Annotated in this window: 22 protein-coding genes and 1 tRNA gene; 11 read left to right on the top strand and 12 right to left on the bottom strand. The window is 72.2% G+C overall.

Annotated elements, in window-relative coordinates:
- Positions 1-91: 91 nt before the first annotated feature.
- The 3 genes from purD to P0592_RS13270 all read left to right on the top strand — a co-directional run bounded on the left by purD (position 92) and on the right by P0592_RS13270 (position 3,574).
- A complete protein-coding gene (purD, locus tag P0592_RS13280; RefSeq protein ID WP_276271380.1) occupies positions 92-1,384 on the top strand; it encodes a phosphoribosylamine--glycine ligase in 1,293 nt (430 codons plus the stop codon).
- Between the two features lie 139 nt (positions 1,385-1,523).
- Positions 1,524-3,023: a TrkH family potassium uptake protein gene (locus P0592_RS13275; protein WP_276271379.1), complete on the top strand. Its 1,500-nt coding sequence runs from the start codon at positions 1,524-1,526 to the stop codon at positions 3,021-3,023.
- Between the two features lie 50 nt (positions 3,024-3,073).
- On the top strand, positions 3,074-3,574 hold the full coding sequence (locus tag P0592_RS13270; protein WP_276271378.1) for an acyltransferase: 501 nt from the start codon (positions 3,074-3,076) through the stop codon (positions 3,572-3,574).
- Here the strand turns inward: P0592_RS13270 and P0592_RS13265 are convergent.
- From P0592_RS13265 to cobT, 4 genes are all read right to left on the bottom strand, one after another.
- Entirely contained in the window at positions 3,571-4,365 is a 795-nt protein-coding gene (locus P0592_RS13265) for a mechanosensitive ion channel domain-containing protein (RefSeq protein WP_276271377.1), read from the bottom strand. The two genes, P0592_RS13270 and P0592_RS13265, sit on opposite strands and share 4 nt — an antisense overlap.
- 2 nt (positions 4,366-4,367) lie before the next feature.
- Positions 4,368-5,177, bottom strand: a complete 810-nt coding sequence (gene dacZ / locus P0592_RS13260; RefSeq protein ID WP_276271376.1) for a diadenylate cyclase DacZ — start codon at positions 5,175-5,177, stop codon at positions 4,368-4,370.
- An 84-nt stretch (positions 5,178-5,261) separates the two neighbouring features.
- Positions 5,262-6,566, bottom strand: coding sequence for a cobyrinic acid a,c-diamide synthase (locus tag P0592_RS13255; protein WP_276271375.1), 1,305 nt, complete (start codon positions 6,564-6,566; stop codon positions 5,262-5,264).
- Complete coding sequence (gene cobT, locus P0592_RS13250) at positions 6,563-7,606, bottom strand: nicotinate mononucleotide-dependent phosphoribosyltransferase CobT (protein WP_276271374.1); 1,044 nt, start codon at positions 7,604-7,606, stop codon at positions 6,563-6,565. The genes P0592_RS13255 and cobT overlap by 4 nt, the downstream gene beginning before the upstream one ends.
- Before the next feature lie 98 nt (positions 7,607-7,704).
- Here cobT and P0592_RS13245 point away from each other — a divergent pair, with 98 nt between their 5' ends.
- Positions 7,705-7,929, top strand: coding sequence for a DUF7385 family protein (locus P0592_RS13245; RefSeq protein ID WP_276271373.1), 225 nt, complete (start codon positions 7,705-7,707; stop codon positions 7,927-7,929).
- On the opposite strand, the gene P0592_RS13240 is transcribed toward P0592_RS13245, so the two are convergent.
- Positions 7,916-8,386 carry an SPFH domain-containing protein gene (locus P0592_RS13240; protein WP_276271372.1) on the bottom strand — a complete coding sequence of 157 codons (471 nt, stop codon included), beginning with the start codon at positions 8,384-8,386 and terminating at the stop codon, positions 7,916-7,918. The genes P0592_RS13245 and P0592_RS13240 overlap by 14 nt on opposite strands.
- Positions 8,387-8,569: 183 nt before the next feature.
- Between P0592_RS13240 and P0592_RS13235 the strand changes: the two genes are divergently transcribed.
- Both P0592_RS13235 and P0592_RS13230 read left to right on the top strand, forming a co-directional pair.
- A complete protein-coding gene (locus tag P0592_RS13235; RefSeq protein WP_276271371.1) occupies positions 8,570-8,962 on the top strand; it encodes a DUF7344 domain-containing protein in 393 nt (130 codons plus the stop codon).
- A 2-nt stretch (positions 8,963-8,964) separates the two neighbouring features.
- Positions 8,965-9,666 (top strand): DICT sensory domain-containing protein, encoded by a 702-nt coding sequence (locus tag P0592_RS13230; protein WP_276271370.1) that lies wholly within the window; start codon positions 8,965-8,967, stop codon positions 9,664-9,666.
- Positions 9,667-9,784: 118 nt separating this feature from the next.
- Here P0592_RS13230 and P0592_RS13225 read toward each other — a convergent pair.
- Positions 9,785-9,869: transfer RNA gene (locus P0592_RS13225), tRNA-Leu, on the bottom strand.
- Positions 9,870-9,955: 86 nt separating this feature from the next.
- Here P0592_RS13225 and P0592_RS13220 point away from each other — a divergent pair.
- On the top strand, positions 9,956-10,264 hold the full coding sequence (locus P0592_RS13220) for a cyclin family protein (protein WP_276271369.1): 309 nt from the start codon (positions 9,956-9,958) through the stop codon (positions 10,262-10,264).
- On the opposite strand, the gene P0592_RS13215 is transcribed toward P0592_RS13220, so the two are convergent.
- The 4 genes from P0592_RS13215 to P0592_RS13200 all read right to left on the bottom strand — a co-directional run bounded on the left by P0592_RS13215 (position 10,265) and on the right by P0592_RS13200 (position 13,183).
- The gene (locus P0592_RS13215; RefSeq protein WP_276271368.1) at positions 10,265-10,753 is read right to left on the bottom strand and encodes a phosphopantetheine adenylyltransferase; all 489 of its coding nucleotides are present in this window, start codon (positions 10,751-10,753) and stop codon (positions 10,265-10,267) included.
- A gap of 84 nt (positions 10,754-10,837) precedes the next feature.
- Positions 10,838-11,317: a helix-turn-helix domain-containing protein gene (locus P0592_RS13210; protein ID WP_276271367.1), complete on the bottom strand. Its 480-nt coding sequence runs from the start codon at positions 11,315-11,317 to the stop codon at positions 10,838-10,840.
- A gap of 56 nt (positions 11,318-11,373) precedes the next feature.
- On the bottom strand, positions 11,374-11,856 hold the full coding sequence (locus P0592_RS13205) for an SRPBCC family protein (protein WP_276271366.1): 483 nt from the start codon (positions 11,854-11,856) through the stop codon (positions 11,374-11,376).
- Between the two features lie 70 nt (positions 11,857-11,926).
- Positions 11,927-13,183, bottom strand: coding sequence for a Glu/Leu/Phe/Val family dehydrogenase (locus tag P0592_RS13200; RefSeq protein WP_276271365.1), 1,257 nt, complete (start codon positions 13,181-13,183; stop codon positions 11,927-11,929).
- A 118-nt stretch (positions 13,184-13,301) separates the two neighbouring features.
- On the opposite strand from P0592_RS13200, the gene P0592_RS13195 reads away from it, so the two are divergent.
- Entirely contained in the window at positions 13,302-13,502 is a 201-nt protein-coding gene (locus tag P0592_RS13195) for a hypothetical protein (RefSeq protein WP_276271364.1), read from the top strand.
- On the opposite strand, the gene P0592_RS13190 is transcribed toward P0592_RS13195, so the two are convergent.
- A complete protein-coding gene (locus tag P0592_RS13190) occupies positions 13,503-14,093 on the bottom strand; it encodes a PH domain-containing protein (protein WP_276271363.1) in 591 nt (196 codons plus the stop codon).
- The gene (locus P0592_RS13185) at positions 14,090-14,674 is read right to left on the bottom strand and encodes a PH domain-containing protein (RefSeq protein ID WP_276271362.1); all 585 of its coding nucleotides are present in this window, start codon (positions 14,672-14,674) and stop codon (positions 14,090-14,092) included. The genes P0592_RS13190 and P0592_RS13185 overlap by 4 nt, the downstream gene beginning before the upstream one ends.
- 90 nt (positions 14,675-14,764) lie before the next feature.
- Between P0592_RS13185 and P0592_RS13180 the strand changes: the two genes are divergently transcribed.
- Genes P0592_RS13180 through P0592_RS13170 form a run of 3 tightly spaced genes read left to right on the top strand, consistent with a single transcriptional unit; the run spans position 14,765 to position 18,086 of the window.
- On the top strand, positions 14,765-15,655 hold the full coding sequence (locus P0592_RS13180) for a DUF4129 domain-containing protein (RefSeq protein WP_276271361.1): 891 nt from the start codon (positions 14,765-14,767) through the stop codon (positions 15,653-15,655).
- Positions 15,655-17,589, top strand: a complete 1,935-nt coding sequence (locus P0592_RS13175; protein ID WP_276271360.1) for a DUF58 domain-containing protein — start codon at positions 15,655-15,657, stop codon at positions 17,587-17,589. Before P0592_RS13180 ends, P0592_RS13175 begins: the two co-directional genes overlap by 1 nt.
- On the top strand, positions 17,586-18,086 hold the full coding sequence (locus P0592_RS13170) for a DUF7519 family protein (RefSeq protein WP_276271359.1): 501 nt from the start codon (positions 17,586-17,588) through the stop codon (positions 18,084-18,086). Before P0592_RS13175 ends, P0592_RS13170 begins: the two co-directional genes overlap by 4 nt.
- The last annotated feature ends 33 nt before the right edge of the window (positions 18,087-18,119 follow it).

The raw sequence follows: 18,119 nt of genomic DNA, 5'->3' as shown, positions 1-18,119 counted from the left end.
GGACCCGACCTGAAAAGGGACGCGGCGGTCACTCCGACCACCACACTGGGGAAGAGTAACCCTTACGTCCGACCCCATCGGGCCTTCGGGTATGTCAGAGACAGTGCTGCTGGTGGGCGGGGGCGGCCGCGAGCACGCGATCGCGCGGGCGCTCGCCGACTCGGACGCGGACCTCTACGCCTGTGCGAGCAACCGCAACCCGGGCATCGCCGCGGTCGCCGAGGGCGTCGAGACGCTGGACACGACCAACCCGGCGGCCGTGACCACCTACGCCCGCGAGGTAGACGCGACCCTGGCCGTCGTCGGTCCGGAGGCCCCGCTGGCGGCCGGGGTCGCCGACGCGCTGGACGACGCCGGCGTCTACGCCTTCGGCCCGCGGGAGGCCGAGGCCCGCATCGAGACGGACAAGGCGTTCCAGCGCCGGTTCATGCGGGAACACGACATCCCCGGCTGCCCGGACTTCGAGACCTTCGAGGACATGGACGCCGCCTGCGAGTACATCGACGAGTACGACGGCGACCTGGCGGTCAAGCCGGCGGGGCTCACCGGCGGCAAGGGCGTCCGCGTCATCGGCGACCAGTGCACCGCCGATGAGGCCAAGGAGTACCTCCGCGCGTCGGACTACGACCGCGTCGTGCTGGAGGAACGCCTCGTCGGCGAGGAGTTCACCGTCCAGGCGTTCGTCGCCAACGGCCAACTCCGCGTGACCCCGGCCGTCCAGGACCACAAGCGCGCCTACGAGGGCGACGAGGGGCCCAACACCGGCGGGATGGGCAGCTACTCCGACGCCAGCCTCGCGCTGCCCTTCATGGACGAGGACGACTACGACGACGCCGTCGACGTCCTCAGGGCCACCGTCGAGGCGCTGGACGGCTACAAGGGCGTCCTCTACGGGCAGTTTATGCTGACCGACGAGGGGCCGAAGGTCGTGGAGTTCAACGCCCGCTTCGGCGACCCAGAGGCGATGAACACGCTGCCGATCCTGAACACCGACTTCCTCGACGTGTTGACGGCGGCCCGCGACGACGTTCCGCTGCCGCAGCTGTCCTTCCGGCCGAAGGCGACCGTCTGCAAGTACGCCGTTCCCGAGGGGTACCCCACCGACCCCGAGGCCGGCGCGAAGGTGACGATCGACGCCGAGAACGCCGGCGACGCCATCCTCTACTACGCCAGCGTCGACCAGCGCGAGGACGGCATCTACACGACCACCTCGCGGTCGTACGCGGTGGTCGGCGTCGCCGACAGCATCGCCGAGGCCGAGGAGATCGCCGAGAGCGCCCTCGAACGCGCGGGCACCGAGGGCCTGCGCGTCCGCCACGACATCGGCACGGCCGAACTGGTCCAGCAGCGGATCGACCACGTGGACGAACTCCGCGGCGACTGAGCGCCGGCCCGGTCGGCGGGTCCGAGGCTGTCCGAGAGCCCGTGTCGTCGGGGGCGCGACCCCGAGCGTTGAAGCCCCAGGGGCCTGTACCGGTGGGCGTGTCCGTGCAGCCCAGACCGACGGAGGTCGGTGACGAGCCGTGGCGCTGACGACGGTCGACGTCCGCTCGTCGCTACAGGTGCTCGGTGCGATCCTCCAGTGGCTCGCCGTGCCCCTCGCGGTCCCGGTCGCGGTCGCCATCGTCTACGGGGAGTCGCCGACGCCGTACCTCCTGACCGTCGCCGGGACGCTCGCGGTCGGGACGGCCCTCTCACGGCTGGAGCGACACCGCATCCACGAGCGGGAGGCGTTCCTGACCGTGGCGCTGGCCTGGGGCGCAATCGCCGTCGTCGGCGCGATCCCGATGTACCTCGAAGGCACCGGCGTGTTCGCCAGCCCGGTCAACGCCCTGTTCGAGGGGATGAGCGGGATCACGACGACCGGTGCGACGGTCGTCCGGGACTTCGAGGCCCACTCGCAGGCGCTGCTGATGTGGCGACAGGTCCTCCAGTGGCTCGGCGGCCTGGGAGTGCTGTTGCTGGCGACGGCGGTGCTCTCGCGGCTCTCGGTCGCCGGCGCGCAGCTGATGGAGACCGAGAGCCGCACGGAGGACGTGACGAAGCTCACGCCGGGGATCGAGCAGACGGCGAAGCTCCTGGTCGCGCTGTACCTCGCCCTGACAGCCGGCGCTGCGGCCGTCCTGGGGCTGCTCGGCGTCGTCGGAGTCGCGCCGGAGATGACCGCCTTCGACGCCCTGGCCCACGCGTTCACCAGCATCGCCACGGCCGGCTTCTCGCCGCGGGCCGAGAGCGTCGGGGCGTTCTCGCCGGCCGTCCAGTGGGCCGTCACCGCGTTCATGGTCGTCGGCGCGACGAACTTCGTCCTCATCTACGCGCTGGTCAGAGGCGAGACCGACCGGCTGCGCGAGAGCGAGGAGTTCCGGTTCTACCTGGCCATCCTCGCCGGCGGGACGGCGATGCTGGTCGGACTGCTGACCGTCAGTTCGGCGGTCGACGCCGGCGTCGAGACGACGGTGCGCCACGCCGCCTTCCAGACGGTCTCGATCGTGACCACGACGGGGTTCGCGTCGACCGACTTCAACACGTGGTCGGCGGCCGCGAAGAACGTCCTGTTCGTCGGGATGTTCGTCGGCGGGATGGCCGGCAGCACGACCTGCTCGATCAAGACGCTCCGCTGGGTCGTCGTCGTCAAGTCCTTCTGGCGGGACCTCAACGTCGCCGCACAGCCCCGGAGCGTCCGGCCGGTGCGGCTGGGGGGCGACGTGGTCGACGAGGACACCATCCGGGACGTCTACGCCTACACGCTGGTCGCGCTCGTGTTCTTCATCGTCGGGACCGTCCTGCTGGTCGCCGACGGCGAGCGGGCCGGCCGGCCGATCACCGAGTTCGAGGCGCTGTCTGCCGCCGCGTCGACGTTCTTCAACATCGGCCCCGCGTTCGGCCGGGCCGGCCCCTACGGCACCTACGAGGGGTTCGCCCGGTCCAGCAAGCTCCTGATGGTCCTGCTGATGTGGGTCGGACGCATCGAGATCCTGCCGGTGCTGGTGATGCTGACGCCGACGTTCTGGCGGAGCCGGTAGCCGGCTCCGGGCCGAGTGGTTTGAATACGACGGGACCGTAACCCCGAGCCGTGAGTGGCCCACGACACGACGACCTGCGCCGGCACCCGACGCCCGGTCCCCGGAACTCCCTGTTCTCCTGGACCGACGCCAAGCACCCGCTGCGGGTGATGGTGAACTACGCCGTCATCCTCCTCTGTCGGATCTCGCCGAGTCTGCGCCTGAAGAACTGGCTGTTGCGCCGGCTCGGGATGACCGTCGAGACCGGCGTCGCGTGGGGGCTGGAGGCGACGCCGGACGTGTTCTGGCCGGAGCTGATCACGGTCCGCGAGGACGCCATCGTCGGCTACAGCGCGACGCTGCTCTGTCACGAGTTCCTCCAGACGGAGTACCGGACCGGCGAGGTCGTCGTCGGCGAGCGGGCGATGATCGGCGCGGGCGCGGTCGTCCTCCCGGGGGTCGAGATCGGGGCCGACGCCCAGGTCGCGGCGAACTCGCTGGTCACGACGGACGTCCCGCCCGAGACGACGGTCGCCGGGGTGCCCGCCGAACCGGTCGGGGAGATGGGTTAGTCGCGGACGCGGACGATCCCCGACCGCATCACGATCTGGTTCGGGATGACGAACTCCTTGCCGTCGCTCTCGACGTGGGTGACGAACACGTCGACCTCCTGGACGATCCCCTGCCGGTCGTCGATGATGACCTCGTCGCCGATGCTGTACGGCTCCGTCAGCAGGAGGTAGAGCCCGGCGGCGCTGGCCGCGAGCAGGTCTTTCAGCGCGAGCCCGGTGAGAAAGACCAGGCCGAACGAGTACGCCCCGAGCAGGACCAGCAGGGCGATGATGTCGACCCCGAGCTGGCCGAGCGCGATCAGGATCGCGAGGAAGAAGATGCTGTACTTGACGATCTCCGGGAGGATCGTCGCCTCCGGGAGCTTCACGCTACGGAGCCGCTCGGAGACGACCAGCCGCGCCTTGTCGCCGGCGATGAGACCGATGATGAGCGCGAAGGCGGCGATGAACAGGTCCGGGAGGAACTCGGTGACGCGGGTCCAGTACGCCTCGGGGTTGACCAGGCGGGCGATGTTCAGCGCGACGGTGATGGCGACGACGTAGACGAACAGCGCCGCGAGGTTGGAGACGATCCCGACCGTCGACGTCCCGAGGCTCCTGGCGGTCCGCTCGAACGGCGTCCCCTCGACGAGGTCGGGGACCCCGACCTCCGAGAGGAACTGCCTGGTCCACTTCCAGACGACGAACCCGACGACCAGTCCGAAGACGAGGACGATCAGCGAGAGGATCAGCGTCCCCTCCGGCGAGAACAGGTAGCGGATGACCTGCGGCCACTCGAAGTTCACCTGCATCGTCAGTACTCCTCGGGGTCGATCTCGAGGACGAGCTCCCCGCCTTTGAACGCCCGGACCAGGCCGTCGCTCTCCGAGAGGACGATCGCCGTCGCGTTCGTGTCACGGGTGATCGCCCCGCCGGCCATATGCCGCGCGCCGAGCCCCTTCGGGATGTCGACCCCCTCCGCGGAGGGTTCGAGGTAGCGGTACGCCGAGACGATCTTGCCGGCGTCGCTGATGACGAACGCGCCGTCCAGCCGCGAGAACTCCTTGAGCATCACGTTGACGATCGGGTCGCCGACGTGGACGTGGGACTTCTCGAAGGGGTTGTACGACAGCGGCCGGGACTTGTTCATCACCTTGCCGGCGTCGCCGACGACGAACAGCGCGCCGACGGGCTTGCCCTTCTGGCCCTTCTTGCCGAGCTCGACCGCGACCTCCAACACGTCCCTGACCACCCCGGGCTCGGCACGGGAGTTGACGAACAGATCGTAGACGCCGGACGGCGAGAAGTCGGTCGTCTCCACGCGTGCGACGGTGTTCGCCGAGCCACCCATGAAGTCCGAGACGCAGACGACCTCGTCGCCGTCCTCGACGATCTCCTGTTCCAGTGCGCCCTCGATACCGAACCGGAGGCGGCCCTCCAGGTCGGTGAAGTCCAGCGGCAGTTCGACGAAGGTGTCGGCGTCGACGGCGTTGTCGGCCCCGACGACCGCGATCGGCGTCTCGCTCTCGGCGAACCGCTCGAACAGGGCGGTCGTCGGAGAGAACAGGAACACGGCATCGGCGTCTGCGACCACGTCCGACAGCAGGTCGCGCAACTCGGTCATTATCCGTACCACGACGGAGGGCAGGAAAAAGGTTTGTGGGCGTCCGTCGTCCGTGCGCTGCCCGTCAGACGCCCTCTCGTCCGTTCACCGGTGGGCTGTGCCGGTCAGCAGTCCGTCGAAGGCACCGCTCGCCCCGTGGGCGTGACAGTACGTGCCGACGGTGCGATACTCGGTCAGGCCGTCGTGGTCGCCGTCGATCCCCTCTCCGCGGACCACGTCGAAGGCGAAGCGGGCGTCGCCGTCGACGGTTGCCGACGAGTAGTGGAACTCGTGGCCGCGCCGGCGGTCGCCCTCGGCCGCCACCGCGGTCTCGCGGGTCGCGGTCAGTTCGACGTGGTCGAGCGCCTGGTAGCGCTCGCGCATCTCGACGGCCGCCGGCAGGACGCCCGCCATCCCGTGGGTCGTCCCATCGGTGGTCGTCAGCGACTCCGACAGCGCCATCAGCCCCCCGCACTCCCCGTACACCGGCAGGCCGTCGGCGGCCCGCTCGGCCACCGCGTCGAGCGTCGGCGAGGCCGCCAGGTCGGCCGCGTGGAGTTCCGGGTAGCCGCCGGGGAGGTAGACGGCGTCGGCGTCGGGGAGCGGGTCGCCGGCCAGCGGCGAGAACGGCTCGACCGTCCCCCGCTCGCGTAGCCGCGCGACCGTCGTGGGGTAGGTGAAACAGAAGGCCGCGTCGTCTGCGACGGCGACGGTCCGGCCCGTCGGCTCGGCCTCGACTGGAGCGGCGGCCGGCGGCTCGCGGGCGACGGCGGCGAGCCGCTCGGCGCGGACGTCGTCGGCCGCGGCGTCGACGGCGTCGTCGGACAGGGCCGACTCGCCGCCCATCTCCAGTCCGAGGTGCCGGTCCGGGATCTCCAGGTCGTCTGTCGGCGGGACCCGCCCGAAGTAGTCCAGCCCGTCGGGGAGCGCCTCGCGGATCCCCTCGGCGTGGCGGCCGCCGTGGGCTCGCTGTGCGAGGACGCCGACGACGTCGACGTCGACACCGACCTCGTCGGCGTACCGCCGGAAACCGAGCGCCGTCGCGCCGACGCTCTGCATCCCGGCGCTCGCGTCGACGACGAGGACCACGGGGAGGTCCAGCGCCGCGGCGACGCGCGCCGTCGACACCTCGCTCCCGTCGTACAGTCCCATCATCCCCTCGACGACGCAGACGTCGCCCTCGCCGCGCCAGTAGGTCCGCCGGACGCCGTCCTCGCCGGCCAGCCACGGGTCCAGCGACCGCGAGTCCTTGCCGGTGACGGCCTCGTGGTGGCTCGGGTCGATGTAGTCCGGCCCCGCCTTCGCCGGCTGGGGGTCGTAGCCGGCCTCGTCGAGCGCCCGCAGGACCGCCAGCGTCGCCACCGTCTTGCCGACGCCCGAGGCCGTGCCGGCGAGGACGACGCCGTTCATCCACCCTCCACCGCCCGCCGGTCGTCCGCGGGAGCTCCCAGCAGGTCGTCGTACACCGCGGCGAACCGCTCTCGGACCTCCGCCATCGGGACCCCCGCGCGGTCGGCCAGCGCCAGCGCGCCGCCCATCCCGACCCCCTCCTTGGCCTCGCCGGCGACGAACCGCTCCATCGCGACGTGGTCGCGCTCCTCGAAGCCGGGGTCCGTGACGGTCAGATCGAGGTCGAGGCTGTCGGCGCTCGCCCGGAGGTCGGCCGTCCCGTCGTCGGCGACGTAGCTCGTGGTCGCCAGCCCGAGCCGGCCCTCGTAGCCCGCGTGTCGAACGAGGGCGGCGGCGGCGACCTGCTGGGTCCCGCCCGCCAGCGTCACCGCCGTGTCAGTCTCGACCGCGCCGACGGTCAGGCCCGCGAGCGTCGCCAGCACGGGGTCGCCCATCCGCCGGACCGCCCGCTTCGGGTCGCCGGCGGCGTCGCCGACCGCGAGCGAACTGGCCGCGAGCCCCGCCTCGACGGCCCGCTCCTTGCGCTCGACGGGGTTGTCCGGCAGCGACGACGAGACCATCGCGTCCTCGCCGAGCGCCCGCAGGACCCCCAGCGCCGTCGTCGTGCCGCCCGGGATCGTCTCCCCGAGCCACAGCTCGTCGGCCGGGAGCTCGCGGCCGAACGCCCGTGCCGCCTCGAACCCGCCGTGGGCCGTCGGGACCGGATCCGCCTCGCCGATATCCCGACCGGGGCTCGCACCGACGGTGACCGTCGGAGCCGCCGTCGGTTCCGCGAGGCCGCCGTCGACGACGGTCACCTCCGTCCCCAGCAGCTCGCGGACGGCTCGCGTGACCAGCGCCGGCGTGGGACAGCCGGTGGGACTCACCGGGACGGTGTCGGTCCGCACCGGCGCGCCGTACGTGACCAGTTCGGCGTCGGCCGACGGCGTCGTCGTCAGCAGGTCCGGGTCCGCCCCGGCGGCGCTGATGCCGTCCCGCCGTGCCGTCTCGGTCGTGCCCGCGACGAGGACGAACCGACGCCCGCGCGACGTACGTTCCATTACCGATTGGTGTACTGCAACCTCACTTTAATTCGTCGGTGACCGGCGACCCTCGCTCCCGGCCACACGTTTTACTCGCTGGCCGCCGAGGGGCCGGTATGGAGGAGTTCGACGAACTCGTCTCGTCGCTGACGCCCCGCGAGGACAACGAGGCCATCAAGTCCTACCAGAACACGACGGCCGTCGCCTGCCCGGCCTGCGAGACGCCGTTCGACGACATGGTCGTCTGCAAGCGGGAGTTCACCTCGCTGGAACTGGACTTCGAGATGGACCTCTGTACGACGATCCACGACGGCGACGTGGTGCTGTTCACCCACAAGTAGCGTCGAGCAGCCCCGGCAGCAGCGACGGATCGACGGCCTCACGCAGGTCACGGGCGCGCGCACCCTCGCGCTCGATTCGCCGCCGGTCCCCCTCGGCGACCGCCCGGTAGTACCGCCGGAGCGCTTCCCGGTACCGCTCGGCCGTCTGGATACGCTCGACAGCAGCCTCGACACGGTCGTCAGTCGCGGGGCGGTCGACGACGACGTCGACCGCCCTCTCTGCCCCCTCGGGCGGCTCGCCGACGACCGCGACGCCGAACCCGGTCGTCATCCGGTCGGCCCACCTGAGGTCCCGGGCCGCGTCGCCGGGGAACGCTGCCGGGTCGACCACCACCAGGTCGGCCGCCCCACAGACCGCCGTTCTGAGACCGCGCCGCGACGACGGGCGGACGACCCGGTAGCCGTGGCTGCCGGCGACTGCCTGTGACGACGGCCCCGTCGGCTGTGTCGTGCTCACGGTCTCCCCCTCCGGGCTGTGACGGCCTGTCGACCTTCGCCAGTAAAGATGTTTTTGCCGATACGTAAGTGTACCCGTCGTTTCCTCGGTCCGTGTGACGTGGTCACCGATCCGTGGCGGTCCGGTGGAGTAATAGTTAGTTATTCGTCATACTTATGCTACCGGGCGGCGAGGCCCGTACGTATGACCGACCCCGAGAAGCGGTCCGGACAGACGTGTTCCGGCGGCGGATCGGGCGACGTAGCGGGACTGGCCGACGACCGGTTGTATCGCGCCCTGGCGTCGACGCGCCGACGCCGCCTGCTGTACGTCTTGCTCGCCGACCCCGACCACGACCGCACGGTCGAGGAGCTCGCCGCGATACTGACCGGCTGGGAGGCGACGACCGGTGGGATGGCGACCCCCGACGACTACAACGACGTCCGCATCGGGCTGCGACACGCCGATCTCCCGATCCTCGCCGACAGCGGGCTGATCGACTTCGACCCCGAGACCGGGACCGTCACCCTCGAACCGATCCCGGAGCCCGTCGCGGCCCTCGTCCGCGACGCTGTCGCGGATCGACGCGACCAGTGACGATGTTCGAGTCGATCCGTTCGGCGGCCAGCGAGTCGCGGAAGCGGTTCGTCGTCTACGCGGCCGAGGACACGGACCTCACGTCCCAGTTCGCGACCCACAGCGTCACCGTCGACCACAGACCGCTCCCGCCGGACGGGCCCGCTCCGTTCGTCGTCATCGAGGACGACGGGGAGTTCGCCGGGGCGATCCCGCTGGCCGACCTCGACGTGCTCCTCGAACCCCCTGTCGTCCGCCCGGCCGACCCGGACGAGGTATCGCCGGGCTACCGCGCGCTGTTCGAGGTCCTCGACGAGACCGTCTACACCGCGTTGACCCGCCGCCAACTCCTCGTCGTCACCCGGGAGATCGAGGACCGCGCCGCCCGCGTCGAGCAGGGGGCCCTCGGCGTCTCCTTCCAGACGAGAGCCGCCTTCGAGGCCCAGGTCGACGTCTACCGCCACCTCGCCGCCGAGACGGCGCTCGACATCGACGTCTACCTCCCCGTCGACTGGACGCCGCCGGCCGTCCCTGGCCTCACCGTCCACACCGACGAGGACGGCGTCCTCGCTCCCTACTGGGTGCTCGTCTTCATCGGCCCCGTTCGCGACCAGTTCAGTTGCGCGCTCGTCGCCCGCGAGACCGACGACGGCTACGACGGCGTCTGGACGGACGACCCCGAACTGGCACGGCACGTCGCCGACGAACTCGCGGCACGGGGGTGACGTGAGGACTACGGGGGACCGGATTCGAACCGGAGCGAGAGGGTCGCTCACGTCCGTTCGCGCTGCGACTCACGGGGTTTCGAGTCCGTACCTGCTCTTTCGTCGCTTCGCCGTCCAGTGCGCGGGACCGGATTCGAACCGGCGGACCCCTACGGGACAGCGTCCTAAGCGCTGCGCCTTTGGCCTGGCTCGGCAACCCGCGCGCAGTCCCGGCTACCGGCGAGGTGGTCAAGAACCCTTCGCTTGGTGGCGACGAGGGTTTACGTACCGGCGGCTCGAACCCGAGTCCGTGTACCGCGCCAGCGACCGGGTCGAACACGAGGAGTGGATCGCGGAGATCGAGCAGGCCGGGGAGGCCCTCGACCTGGGCTCGGACGCCCGCTCGCGGGCGGTCGACCTGTTCCTCTCGACGCTGCCCGAGGAGAACCGGTCGAAGCGGGCGACGATGGCGGCGAGCGTCTACGTCGGGGCGCTGGTCGCCGGCGAGGAGCGGTCCCAGACGGCCGTCGCCGACGCGACGGACGTCTCTCGGCTGACGATCCAACAGCGCTGGAAGGGGATTCTGGAGGCGGCGGGACTGGAAGCGCCCGACTGGTAGCTACGAGGGCTGGCCGCGGCCCTCGCGCTCGGGCGTGAGGTTGCCGTGTTCGTCGATCTCGCCTTTGACGATCCGCGTCGAGGAGATGACCTCGCCGTCGTCGGCCCGGACGTGGGGGACGACCTCGATCTCCAGCGGGTCCCGACCCTCCTCGCGGCGGAGCTCGTTGATGCGCTTGCCGCCGGTCTCGGTCTCGGGCGACACCACGAGGACGTCGAACTGCGGTTCGGTGGCGATACCGGTCGGCTCCGACAGTTCGCGGATGCTCCACTCGCGGTCGTACCCCTCGGCGAGGACGGACAGCTCCTCGGCGAGGGCGGCCCGGCGTTCGTCGAACGGCCGGACGTAGCGGTCGTCGTGGCGCGTCTTCGGCGCGAGGTCGTCGCTGGTGAGCCCGACCGTCACGTCCCCGAGTTCGAACGCGCGCTCGAACAGCGCGCGGTGCCCGTCGTGGATGGGGTCGAAGGTACCCCCCAGCGCGACTCTCATACCCCGGCCAACGGCGTGACCCGGTTTAGTGGTGTCGTCTTGCCCACTATTCGTGGGTTCCTCACACGGGTGAGCGGGGCTCGCTCACTCCTCGTCGTCGTCCTCGACGGAGATGGTGACGGGGTCGTCGGTCTCGAAGTCGTCGTCGCCGTCCCCCAGGTGGTCGTCGAGGTTGAAGACGGCGTTCAGCTCCGCCTGGACGTCGCCGACGACGTTCTCGACGAGTTCGCTGGGCGGGATGGCGCTGTACTCGTAGGGGTTGTTGCCCGCGCCGTCGCTCTCGCGCTTGCGCCGCGTCACCGTCCCCTCCTCGTGGAGCGCCGCCAGCGCCTCCCGGACGGTACTCGGGTACAGCCCCGTCGCCTCCGACACCTCGTCGCTCGTGCTCCGGGGGTGCTGGCGGAGGCTGACGTAGATTCGGGCCCGCGTCTCCGTGTCGAGGAGCCACGACAGCAGGTCGACGATGCCCTCGTCGAACTGCTCGACGGCGCGGTCGGCCTCCTGCTCGATGCGGTCGCGCACGTCGCTCCGGTCGTCGTCCTCCCGTGGATCGTCTGCAGACATACGTTGTCTCTACGAGGACAAAAGGAACTGCCGGATAAAAACCTTGGCTCGGACGGTCACCCCTCGAGCAGTTCCCTCGTCGTCCGGTGCCGGTGGCGGAACATCGGCTCGAAGCCGACGACGCCCAGTGGCCCGACGGCCCGGCCGAGCGGCCCGCCGGGGAGTTCGTACTCGACGTGGTCCTCGACGACCGTCTCGTCGCCGTCGGCGTAGAAGCGGTGGGTGTGTTCCCAGTGGGGGAACGGCCCCTCCCGCATCACGTCCCGGAACATCGCCTCGCCGTCGCCCTCCTCGCGGGCGACGATCTCCGAGACCCAGCGCTGGCGCGGCCCGACGCCGAAGGGCCTGATCGAGGAGACCACCGTCGATCCGTCCTCCAGCACCTCGGGGTCCGGTTCGCCGTCCGGGCCGCGGCTCTCCTCGATACGGAGGTGCATCCAGTCCGGCGTCAGCGCGACCAGGCCGTCGCCCGAGGCGTGGAACGCCCAGACCTCCGACAGCGGTGCCGCCACCCGGACCCGACGCTCGTAGGTGTCCATACCGAGCGTGGGCGCGGCGCAGGGAAAACGTCGGTGGTCGCGGCGACCCGGTCGGGGGCCAGCGTCGCTCTCAGGGCCAGATACCCGCCTCTTCGGCGGCGTCGACGACGCGCTCGATGGCGACGACGTACATCGCGGTCCGGAACGTCTCGGCGTCGGTACTCTCGTAGGCGTCGACCAGGTCCCGGAAGGCGTTCGTGATGACTCGTTCGAGTTCGTCGTTGACGCGCTCCTCGTCCCAGTAGAACCGCTGGCGGTTCTGGACCCACTCGAAGTACGAGACGGTGACGCCGCCGGCGTTGGCGAGGATGTCCGGGAAGACGTAGACGTCCCGCTCGGCCATCACGTCGTCGGCGGCCGGCGTCAGCGGACCGTTGGCCGCCTCGACGATGATGTCCGCCCGCACGTCTTCGGCGATGTCGGCGTCGATGGCGTTCTCCAGGGCCGCCGGCACCAGCAGGTCGACGTCCATCGTCAGCAGATCGCGGTTGCCGAACTCCTCGTCGGCCCCCTCGTAGCCGGTGACGGACCCGGTCTCGCGCTTGTGGTCCTTGACCGCCTCCGCGTCCAGCCCGTCCCCGTTGTACACCGCCCCCGAGGAGTCGGAGACGGCGACGACGCTCGCGCCCAGTTCGTCGATGAGCCGGGCGGCGACCGACCCGGCGTTGCCGTACCCCTGGACCGCGACGGTCGCCTCCTCGATGTCCCGGCCCAGGTAGTCGAACGCCTCCCGCGTCGTCAGCATCACGGACCGGCCGGTCGCCTCGGTCCGGCCCTCGCTGCCGCCGGACTCGATGGCCTTGCCGGTGATGACGCCCGGTTCGGTGGTGTTCTCCAGGGTCTCGTAGGTGTCCTTGATCCAGTTCATCTCCCGCTGGCCGGTGTTGACGTCCGGCGCGGGGATGTCCCGGTCCTCGCCGATGATCGGGCGGAGCTCTTTCGCGAACGAGCGTGTCAGGCGCTCCATCTCGTCGGCAGAGTAGTTCCGCGGGTCGACCTTGATGCCGCCCTTGCCGCCGCCGTAGGGGATGTTGACGGCGGCGCACTTGTACACCATCCAGCCGGAGAGGGCCTTGACCTCGTCGCGGGAGACCTGCGGGTGGTAGCGGATGCCGCCCTTGTACGGGCCGCGGTCGCCGTTGAACTGCGAGCGGAAGCCCTTGAACACCTCGATGGAGCCGTCGTCCATCTCCACCGACAGGGTCGTCTCCAGCACCCGTTCGGGGTGTTTCAGCCGTTCGAGCACGTCCGTCGAGTACTCGAGGTACTCGGCGGCGTCCTCGATCTGCTCCTGCAGACTCTCGAACGGGTTCACCTCGTCGGACATAGCCTAGCCGTCTGCCACTGTCACCAAAAGGATACCGCCAGCGTGGCCGGTCGTCGCCCGAGAGCGTCGCCGTCACGTCCCCGACAGAGGGAAGTGTCGGCCGGTCGCTCCTGGACCTATGCCGACGGACATCACGACCCGCGTCGTCGAGACAGTCCGGGACGTGGCCGGCGAGGACGGCTGGTGCTCCCGGGCGCAGGTGGACTCGCTGATGGGCGCGACGACGGTCGACAAACGGGAGGTCGACCGGGCGCTGCGACGCGCCGTCGCCGAGGGCCGACTGGAGAAGGCCGGCGACCGCTACCGCCCGCCGGCGTAGTCACTCGCCCGCGAGGGACCGGCGGAGTCCGCGGACCTCGTCCAGGACGGCCCGCCACTGTTCCGGGGTCCCGGGCAGGTCGTCGTCGCGGTCGCCCCGGACGCTCGCGGCCCGCTCGGCGATCCGCCGGTGGACCGCCGCGGGGTCGTCGAGCGCGCGCAGCCGCAGCTCCGCCCCCGCGCTCCCGGCCGTGTCGACGGCGACGGTCCCGTGGTCGAACAGGGTCCCGAGAACCCCCTGGGAGAACGAGGTGTTCTGGACGTGTCGGAGCGGCAGTTCCGTCACCGTCACCCGGAGGAGCCCGGTCCGGTGGTACAGCGCTCGCTCGGTCAGGACGTAGCCGGTGGTCCGCCGCCAGAGCCACACGCCGACCACCGGCAGGGCCACCGCGACGAGCGTCAGCAGGCCGCCGGCGGCGACCACGGCGGCCGTCGGAAGCGGCGATCCGGTCGCCACGAGCGCCGCGACCAGCCCCACGATCAGCCCGAGCGGGAGCCCCGCCGCCAGGCCCTGCAGGACGACGCGTCGGCGGGGCTGGCCGGCCCAGACGACGCGCTCCCCGTCGACCGGGACCCCGTCGGTGGCGCTCATCGCGCTCGGTCCTCGTCGTGGGCGTCGACGCCGCCGGCGTCCTCGGACTCGTCCGTCGTGTGCCCGTCCCCGTCGAGGGTCCGGCGGATCGCTCGCAGTTCGCCGAGGATGTCGGCCAGCACGTCGTCGGTCGACCGCTCGCCCTCCCCGGTCGACTCTCCCTGAGCGGCGGTGACCCGTCGGGAGAGTCGCTTCTGGACCGACTGCGGGTCCGCGACGCCGTCGAGGGTCATCTCGACGCCGGAGCCGCCGGCGGTGCTGATCATCACGTCGCCGTAGCCGAAGTAGCGGCCGACGGCACCCGCCGAGAAGGAGGTGTTCTGGATCTTGTCGAACTCGATCTCGGTGACGGCCCGGCTGAACACGCCCGTCTTCTTGTAGACGCCCTTGGTCGTGATGACGTAGTCCGTGTTGGACTGCCGGAGGTACGCCGAGACGACGATCACCAGTCCGAGTCCGAGCAGCAGTATCAGCGGGACGCCGACGAGGTAGGCCCCGTAGAGCGACTCGGTGGCGGGCTGGCCCGACCAGACGACCTCCTCGTCGTCGTCCAGCGCGAGCCAGTCGTGGTCCGTGGACATACGCGAGGGGTCGCCGCCGCGGGCAAAAAACGCTCCGCGTCCGTCCCGCCGAGCGGTGGTGTTTTGTGGGCTATCGCCGTCCAATCGGACGTGACTCGGCAGCCCTCCACCACTGCGACGCTCACGCTGATCGCGGTCCTGGCGGTCGCCCTCGCGGCCGTCACGCTCCCGTCGGCGGTCGACCCCTCGCTGGGTGCCGGCTCGGGGTCCGGTGCCCCGGGCGGCGGCAGCGGCGACGGCGGACTGGCACCGCCGACGGCCGACGACAGCCGATCGGTGCTCCCGCCGCTCCCGTGGGTCACCGACCTGATGGCGCTCCTGCTGGCCGCCGCCGTCGCCGTCACCGTCGGCTCCCTGCTGTGGGACCGCCGCGGCCTCGCGAGGGTCGTCGCCGTCGTCGCCACCGTGGTCGGCGGGCTGTGGCTCGCCGCCGCCCTCCTGGGCAGGGGCGGGAGCGGGCGCGTGCCCGGTCGGCCCCTCGGCGGCAACGTCTCGCTGGGCGGGAGCGAGACCGTCGGCAGCACCGGGACCGTCGCGCCGTCCGCCCTCCTGGTGCTCGCGCTGGTCCCGCTCGCCGTCGGGCTGGCGCTGGTCGCCCGGGAGTGGCACTCCACCGACGCGGACGACGACGAGCCGGTGGCCGAGCGGGGGGACACGGGCGGGACGACGGCCGAGGCGGTCGGGGCCGCCGCGGGCCGGGCGGCCGACCGGGTCGCCGACGGCGCGACGCTCGACAACGAGGTGTACCGCGCGTGGCACGAGATGACCGCGTTGCTCGACGTCTCGGACCCGTCGACGACGCCGGGGGAGTTCCGGGCGGCGGCCGTCGATGCGGGGATGGACCCCGACGCCGTCGACGAGCTCACGGCGCTGTTCGAGCGGGTCCGATACGGGGGTGCCGATCGGGACCCGGTCGACGCCGAGCGCGCGGTCGAGCTGCTGCGGCGCGTCGAGGCGACCCACGCGGAGGACCGGGACTGATGCGCCGGGGCCTCGCCGTCGCGGTCGGTCTCGCGGCGTTCGCGCTGGGGACGGTCGCGCTCGTCAGCCCCGCGAGTCTCCCGCTGTCGGTGGACCGCGTCGCCGTCGCGGTCCTGGGCGTCACCGCGCTCGCCCTCGCGGGCCGGCGGCTCCGCGTCCGGTACCTGCGGCCGGTCGAGCGGGCGCGGACCGCCGACGTGGAGCGGCGGCCGGAGACGCCGCCCCCCGGGGGCGCGCTCGACGAGGTGTTCGCGGCCGACGGCACCGAGGGCTACCTCCTCGGCGAGGGGACTCGCCAGCAGGGACGGCTCAGGCGGGTCGCCGTCGAGGCGCTCGTGCGGGACGGGGCCGACCGGGCGAGCGCCCGCGAGCGGGTCGAGCGCGGCACGTGGACCGACGACCGGACCGCGGCGGCGTTTCTCGCGCGGGGGGACGCGGCCGACGAGCGGTCCCCGGCCGGCCTGCGCGGACTCGTCGGCGGCGAGCCGAGCTACGAGACGCGGCTCGGGGCCGCCGTCGACGCCGTCGCGGCGCGGGCCGGACACGACTTCGACGGCGGCGGAGACGACGCCGAACCGTCCGTCCGCGAGCGGCTCCGGGCGCGGGTCGAGCACGTCGACCGGGCACCGCCCGAGGAGGCGATGCGGCGGGAGGCACCGACGACGCGCTCGACCGACCACTGGCTGGGCGTCGGGGCGGCGGCGCTCGCCGCCCTCGGCGTCGGCGTGCTGACCCGCCAGCCGGCGGCGATGCTGCTGGGCGTGGTCGGCGTCGGCTACGCCGCCTACGCCCGCTCCCGGTCCCCGCCGGACCCGACGCTCACCGTCGAGCGGTCGCTCTCGGAGACCGAGCCGCGGCCGGGCGACCCCGTCACCGTCGAACTCGCCGTCACCAACGACGGGGCGACGACGCTGCCGGACCTCCGCGTCGTCGACGGCGTCCCGCCGGGCCTCGCGGTGACCGACGGGACGCCGCGCCACGGGACGGCGCTCCGGCCCGGCGAGACGGCGACCGTCGAGTACACCGTCACGGCCCGCCGCGGCCGCCACGAGTTCGGCCCGGTCCACGCGCTCGTCCGCGACGTCGCCGGGGCGACGGCGGTCTCGGTCCGGGTCGACGCGGCGACGCCGACGACGATCGCCTGTCGGCCGACCGTGCGGGCACCCGGCGTGACGCTCCCGCTGCGCGAGCCCGACACCCGCCGGACCGGCCGCGTCGCCACCAGCGACGGCGGGGCGGGGACGGAGTTCTTCGCCACCCGGGAGTACCGCGCCGGCGACCCGCTGGGCCGGGTGGACTGGCACCACCGCGCCAAGACCGGCGACCTCGCGACGGTGGAGTTCCGGACGGAGCGGACCGCGCCGGTGGTCGTCCTCGTCGACACGACGCCGCGGGCGGTCGTCGGGCCGGAGGCCGACGGGGTGACGGCCCTCGACCGCTCGGTGGCGGCCGCGGGGGAGCTGCTGGCAGCCGGGCTCGGGGCCGGCCACCGCGTCGGCCTCGCGGCGCTGACGGCCCCGGACTGCTGGCTCCCGCCCGGCAGCGGCGACGACCACCGCGCCCGCGCCCGTGAACTGCTGGCCACGGACCCGGCGCTGTCGGCGGCCACGGGCGACCACGACCGCCTGACCGACCTCGACCTCGACTGGCTCCGCGGGCGACTCCCCGCCGGGGCGCAGGTGGTCGTGGTCTCGCCGCTGCTGGAGCGGGGCGTCGCCGCGGCGGTCAGACGGCTCGACGCCCACGGTCACCCCGTCACCGTCGTCAGTCCGGCCCCGACGAGCGGTCGGACGCCGGCGACCCGACTGGCGGCCGTGTTGCGTGGGTTCCGGTGTTCGGACCTCAGAGCCGCTGGCGTCCCGGTCGCGGACTGGGACTGGGACGAACCGCTCGCGGTCGCGACCGACCGGCTCGTCGGGGGGCGGTCCGGGTGACTCGCTACGCGCCGCCGCGCACCAGCCTCGCGCTCTCGGTGGTGGCGGGACTGGTCCCCGTCGGGCTGGCCGGTGCCTACGGCTGGCTCGCGCTCGCCTGTACGCTCGGCGGCGTCTGTACGCTCGCTGTCGGCGTCGTGGTCGGGTCCCGGCGGGCGGTGACCGTCGGGGCCGCGGTCCAGACCGTCGGCGTCCTCGCGGCCGGCGTCGCGGGCACGCCGGCCTGGCTGGCGCTGGCCGCCGGAGTCGCGGCCCTCGTCGCGTGGGACGTGGGCGGGACCGCGGTCGACCTCGGCGTGCAACTGGGCGCGGACGCCGACAGCCGGCGGCTCGAACTCGTCCACGCCGGGGCGACGACGCTCGTGGGCACCGCGACGGCGACCGTCGGCTACCTGGCCTACCAGGTCCAGGTCGGCCGGCGGCCCGTCACCGCGCCGGTGCTACTGGTCGTCGCCGCGCTCTGCCTGGCCGTGGCGCTGTCGCTGAGCGAGCGGTGAGAAAGGGAAGAGTGGAGGCGTGTCAGCCGTCGG

This window comes from Haloarcula litorea (assembly GCF_029338195.1).
Taxonomy (GTDB): Archaea; Halobacteriota; Halobacteria; order Halobacteriales; family Haloarculaceae; genus Haloarcula; species Haloarcula litorea.
The sequence above is the reverse complement of the archived record's forward strand: the minus strand, read 5'-3'. Positions and strand labels throughout refer to the sequence as shown.

Coding starts and splice junctions, on each gene's coding strand:
- dacZ (WP_276271376.1), bottom strand. CDS start 5,177: ATGACCGAGTTGCGCGACCTGCTGTCGGACGTGGTCGCAGACGCCGAT.
- P0592_RS13210 (WP_276271367.1), bottom strand. CDS start 11,317: ATGTCTGCAGACGATCCACGGGAGGACGACGACCGGAGCGACGTGCGC.
- P0592_RS13245 (WP_276271373.1), top strand. CDS start 7,705: ATGGAGGAGTTCGACGAACTCGTCTCGTCGCTGACGCCCCGCGAGGAC.
- P0592_RS13205 (WP_276271366.1), bottom strand. CDS start 11,856: ATGGACACCTACGAGCGTCGGGTCCGGGTGGCGGCACCGCTGTCGGAG.
- purD (WP_276271380.1), top strand. CDS start 92: ATGTCAGAGACAGTGCTGCTGGTGGGCGGGGGCGGCCGCGAGCACGCG.
- P0592_RS13230 (WP_276271370.1), top strand. CDS start 8,965: ATGTTCGAGTCGATCCGTTCGGCGGCCAGCGAGTCGCGGAAGCGGTTC.
- P0592_RS13255 (WP_276271375.1), bottom strand. CDS start 6,566: ATGAACGGCGTCGTCCTCGCCGGCACGGCCTCGGGCGTCGGCAAGACG.
- P0592_RS13175 (WP_276271360.1), top strand. CDS start 15,655: ATGCGCCGGGGCCTCGCCGTCGCGGTCGGTCTCGCGGCGTTCGCGCTG.
- P0592_RS13265 (WP_276271377.1), bottom strand. CDS start 4,365: ATGCAGGTGAACTTCGAGTGGCCGCAGGTCATCCGCTACCTGTTCTCG.
- P0592_RS13215 (WP_276271368.1), bottom strand. CDS start 10,753: ATGAGAGTCGCGCTGGGGGGTACCTTCGACCCCATCCACGACGGGCAC.
- cobT (WP_276271374.1), bottom strand. CDS start 7,606: ATGGAACGTACGTCGCGCGGGCGTCGGTTCGTCCTCGTCGCGGGCACG.
- P0592_RS13185 (WP_276271362.1), bottom strand. CDS start 14,674: ATGTCCACGGACCACGACTGGCTCGCGCTGGACGACGACGAGGAGGTC.
- P0592_RS13200 (WP_276271365.1), bottom strand. CDS start 13,183: ATGTCCGACGAGGTGAACCCGTTCGAGAGTCTGCAGGAGCAGATCGAG.
- P0592_RS13195 (WP_276271364.1), top strand. CDS start 13,302: ATGCCGACGGACATCACGACCCGCGTCGTCGAGACAGTCCGGGACGTG.
- P0592_RS13190 (WP_276271363.1), bottom strand. CDS start 14,093: ATGAGCGCCACCGACGGGGTCCCGGTCGACGGGGAGCGCGTCGTCTGG.
- P0592_RS13235 (WP_276271371.1), top strand. CDS start 8,570: ATGACCGACCCCGAGAAGCGGTCCGGACAGACGTGTTCCGGCGGCGGA.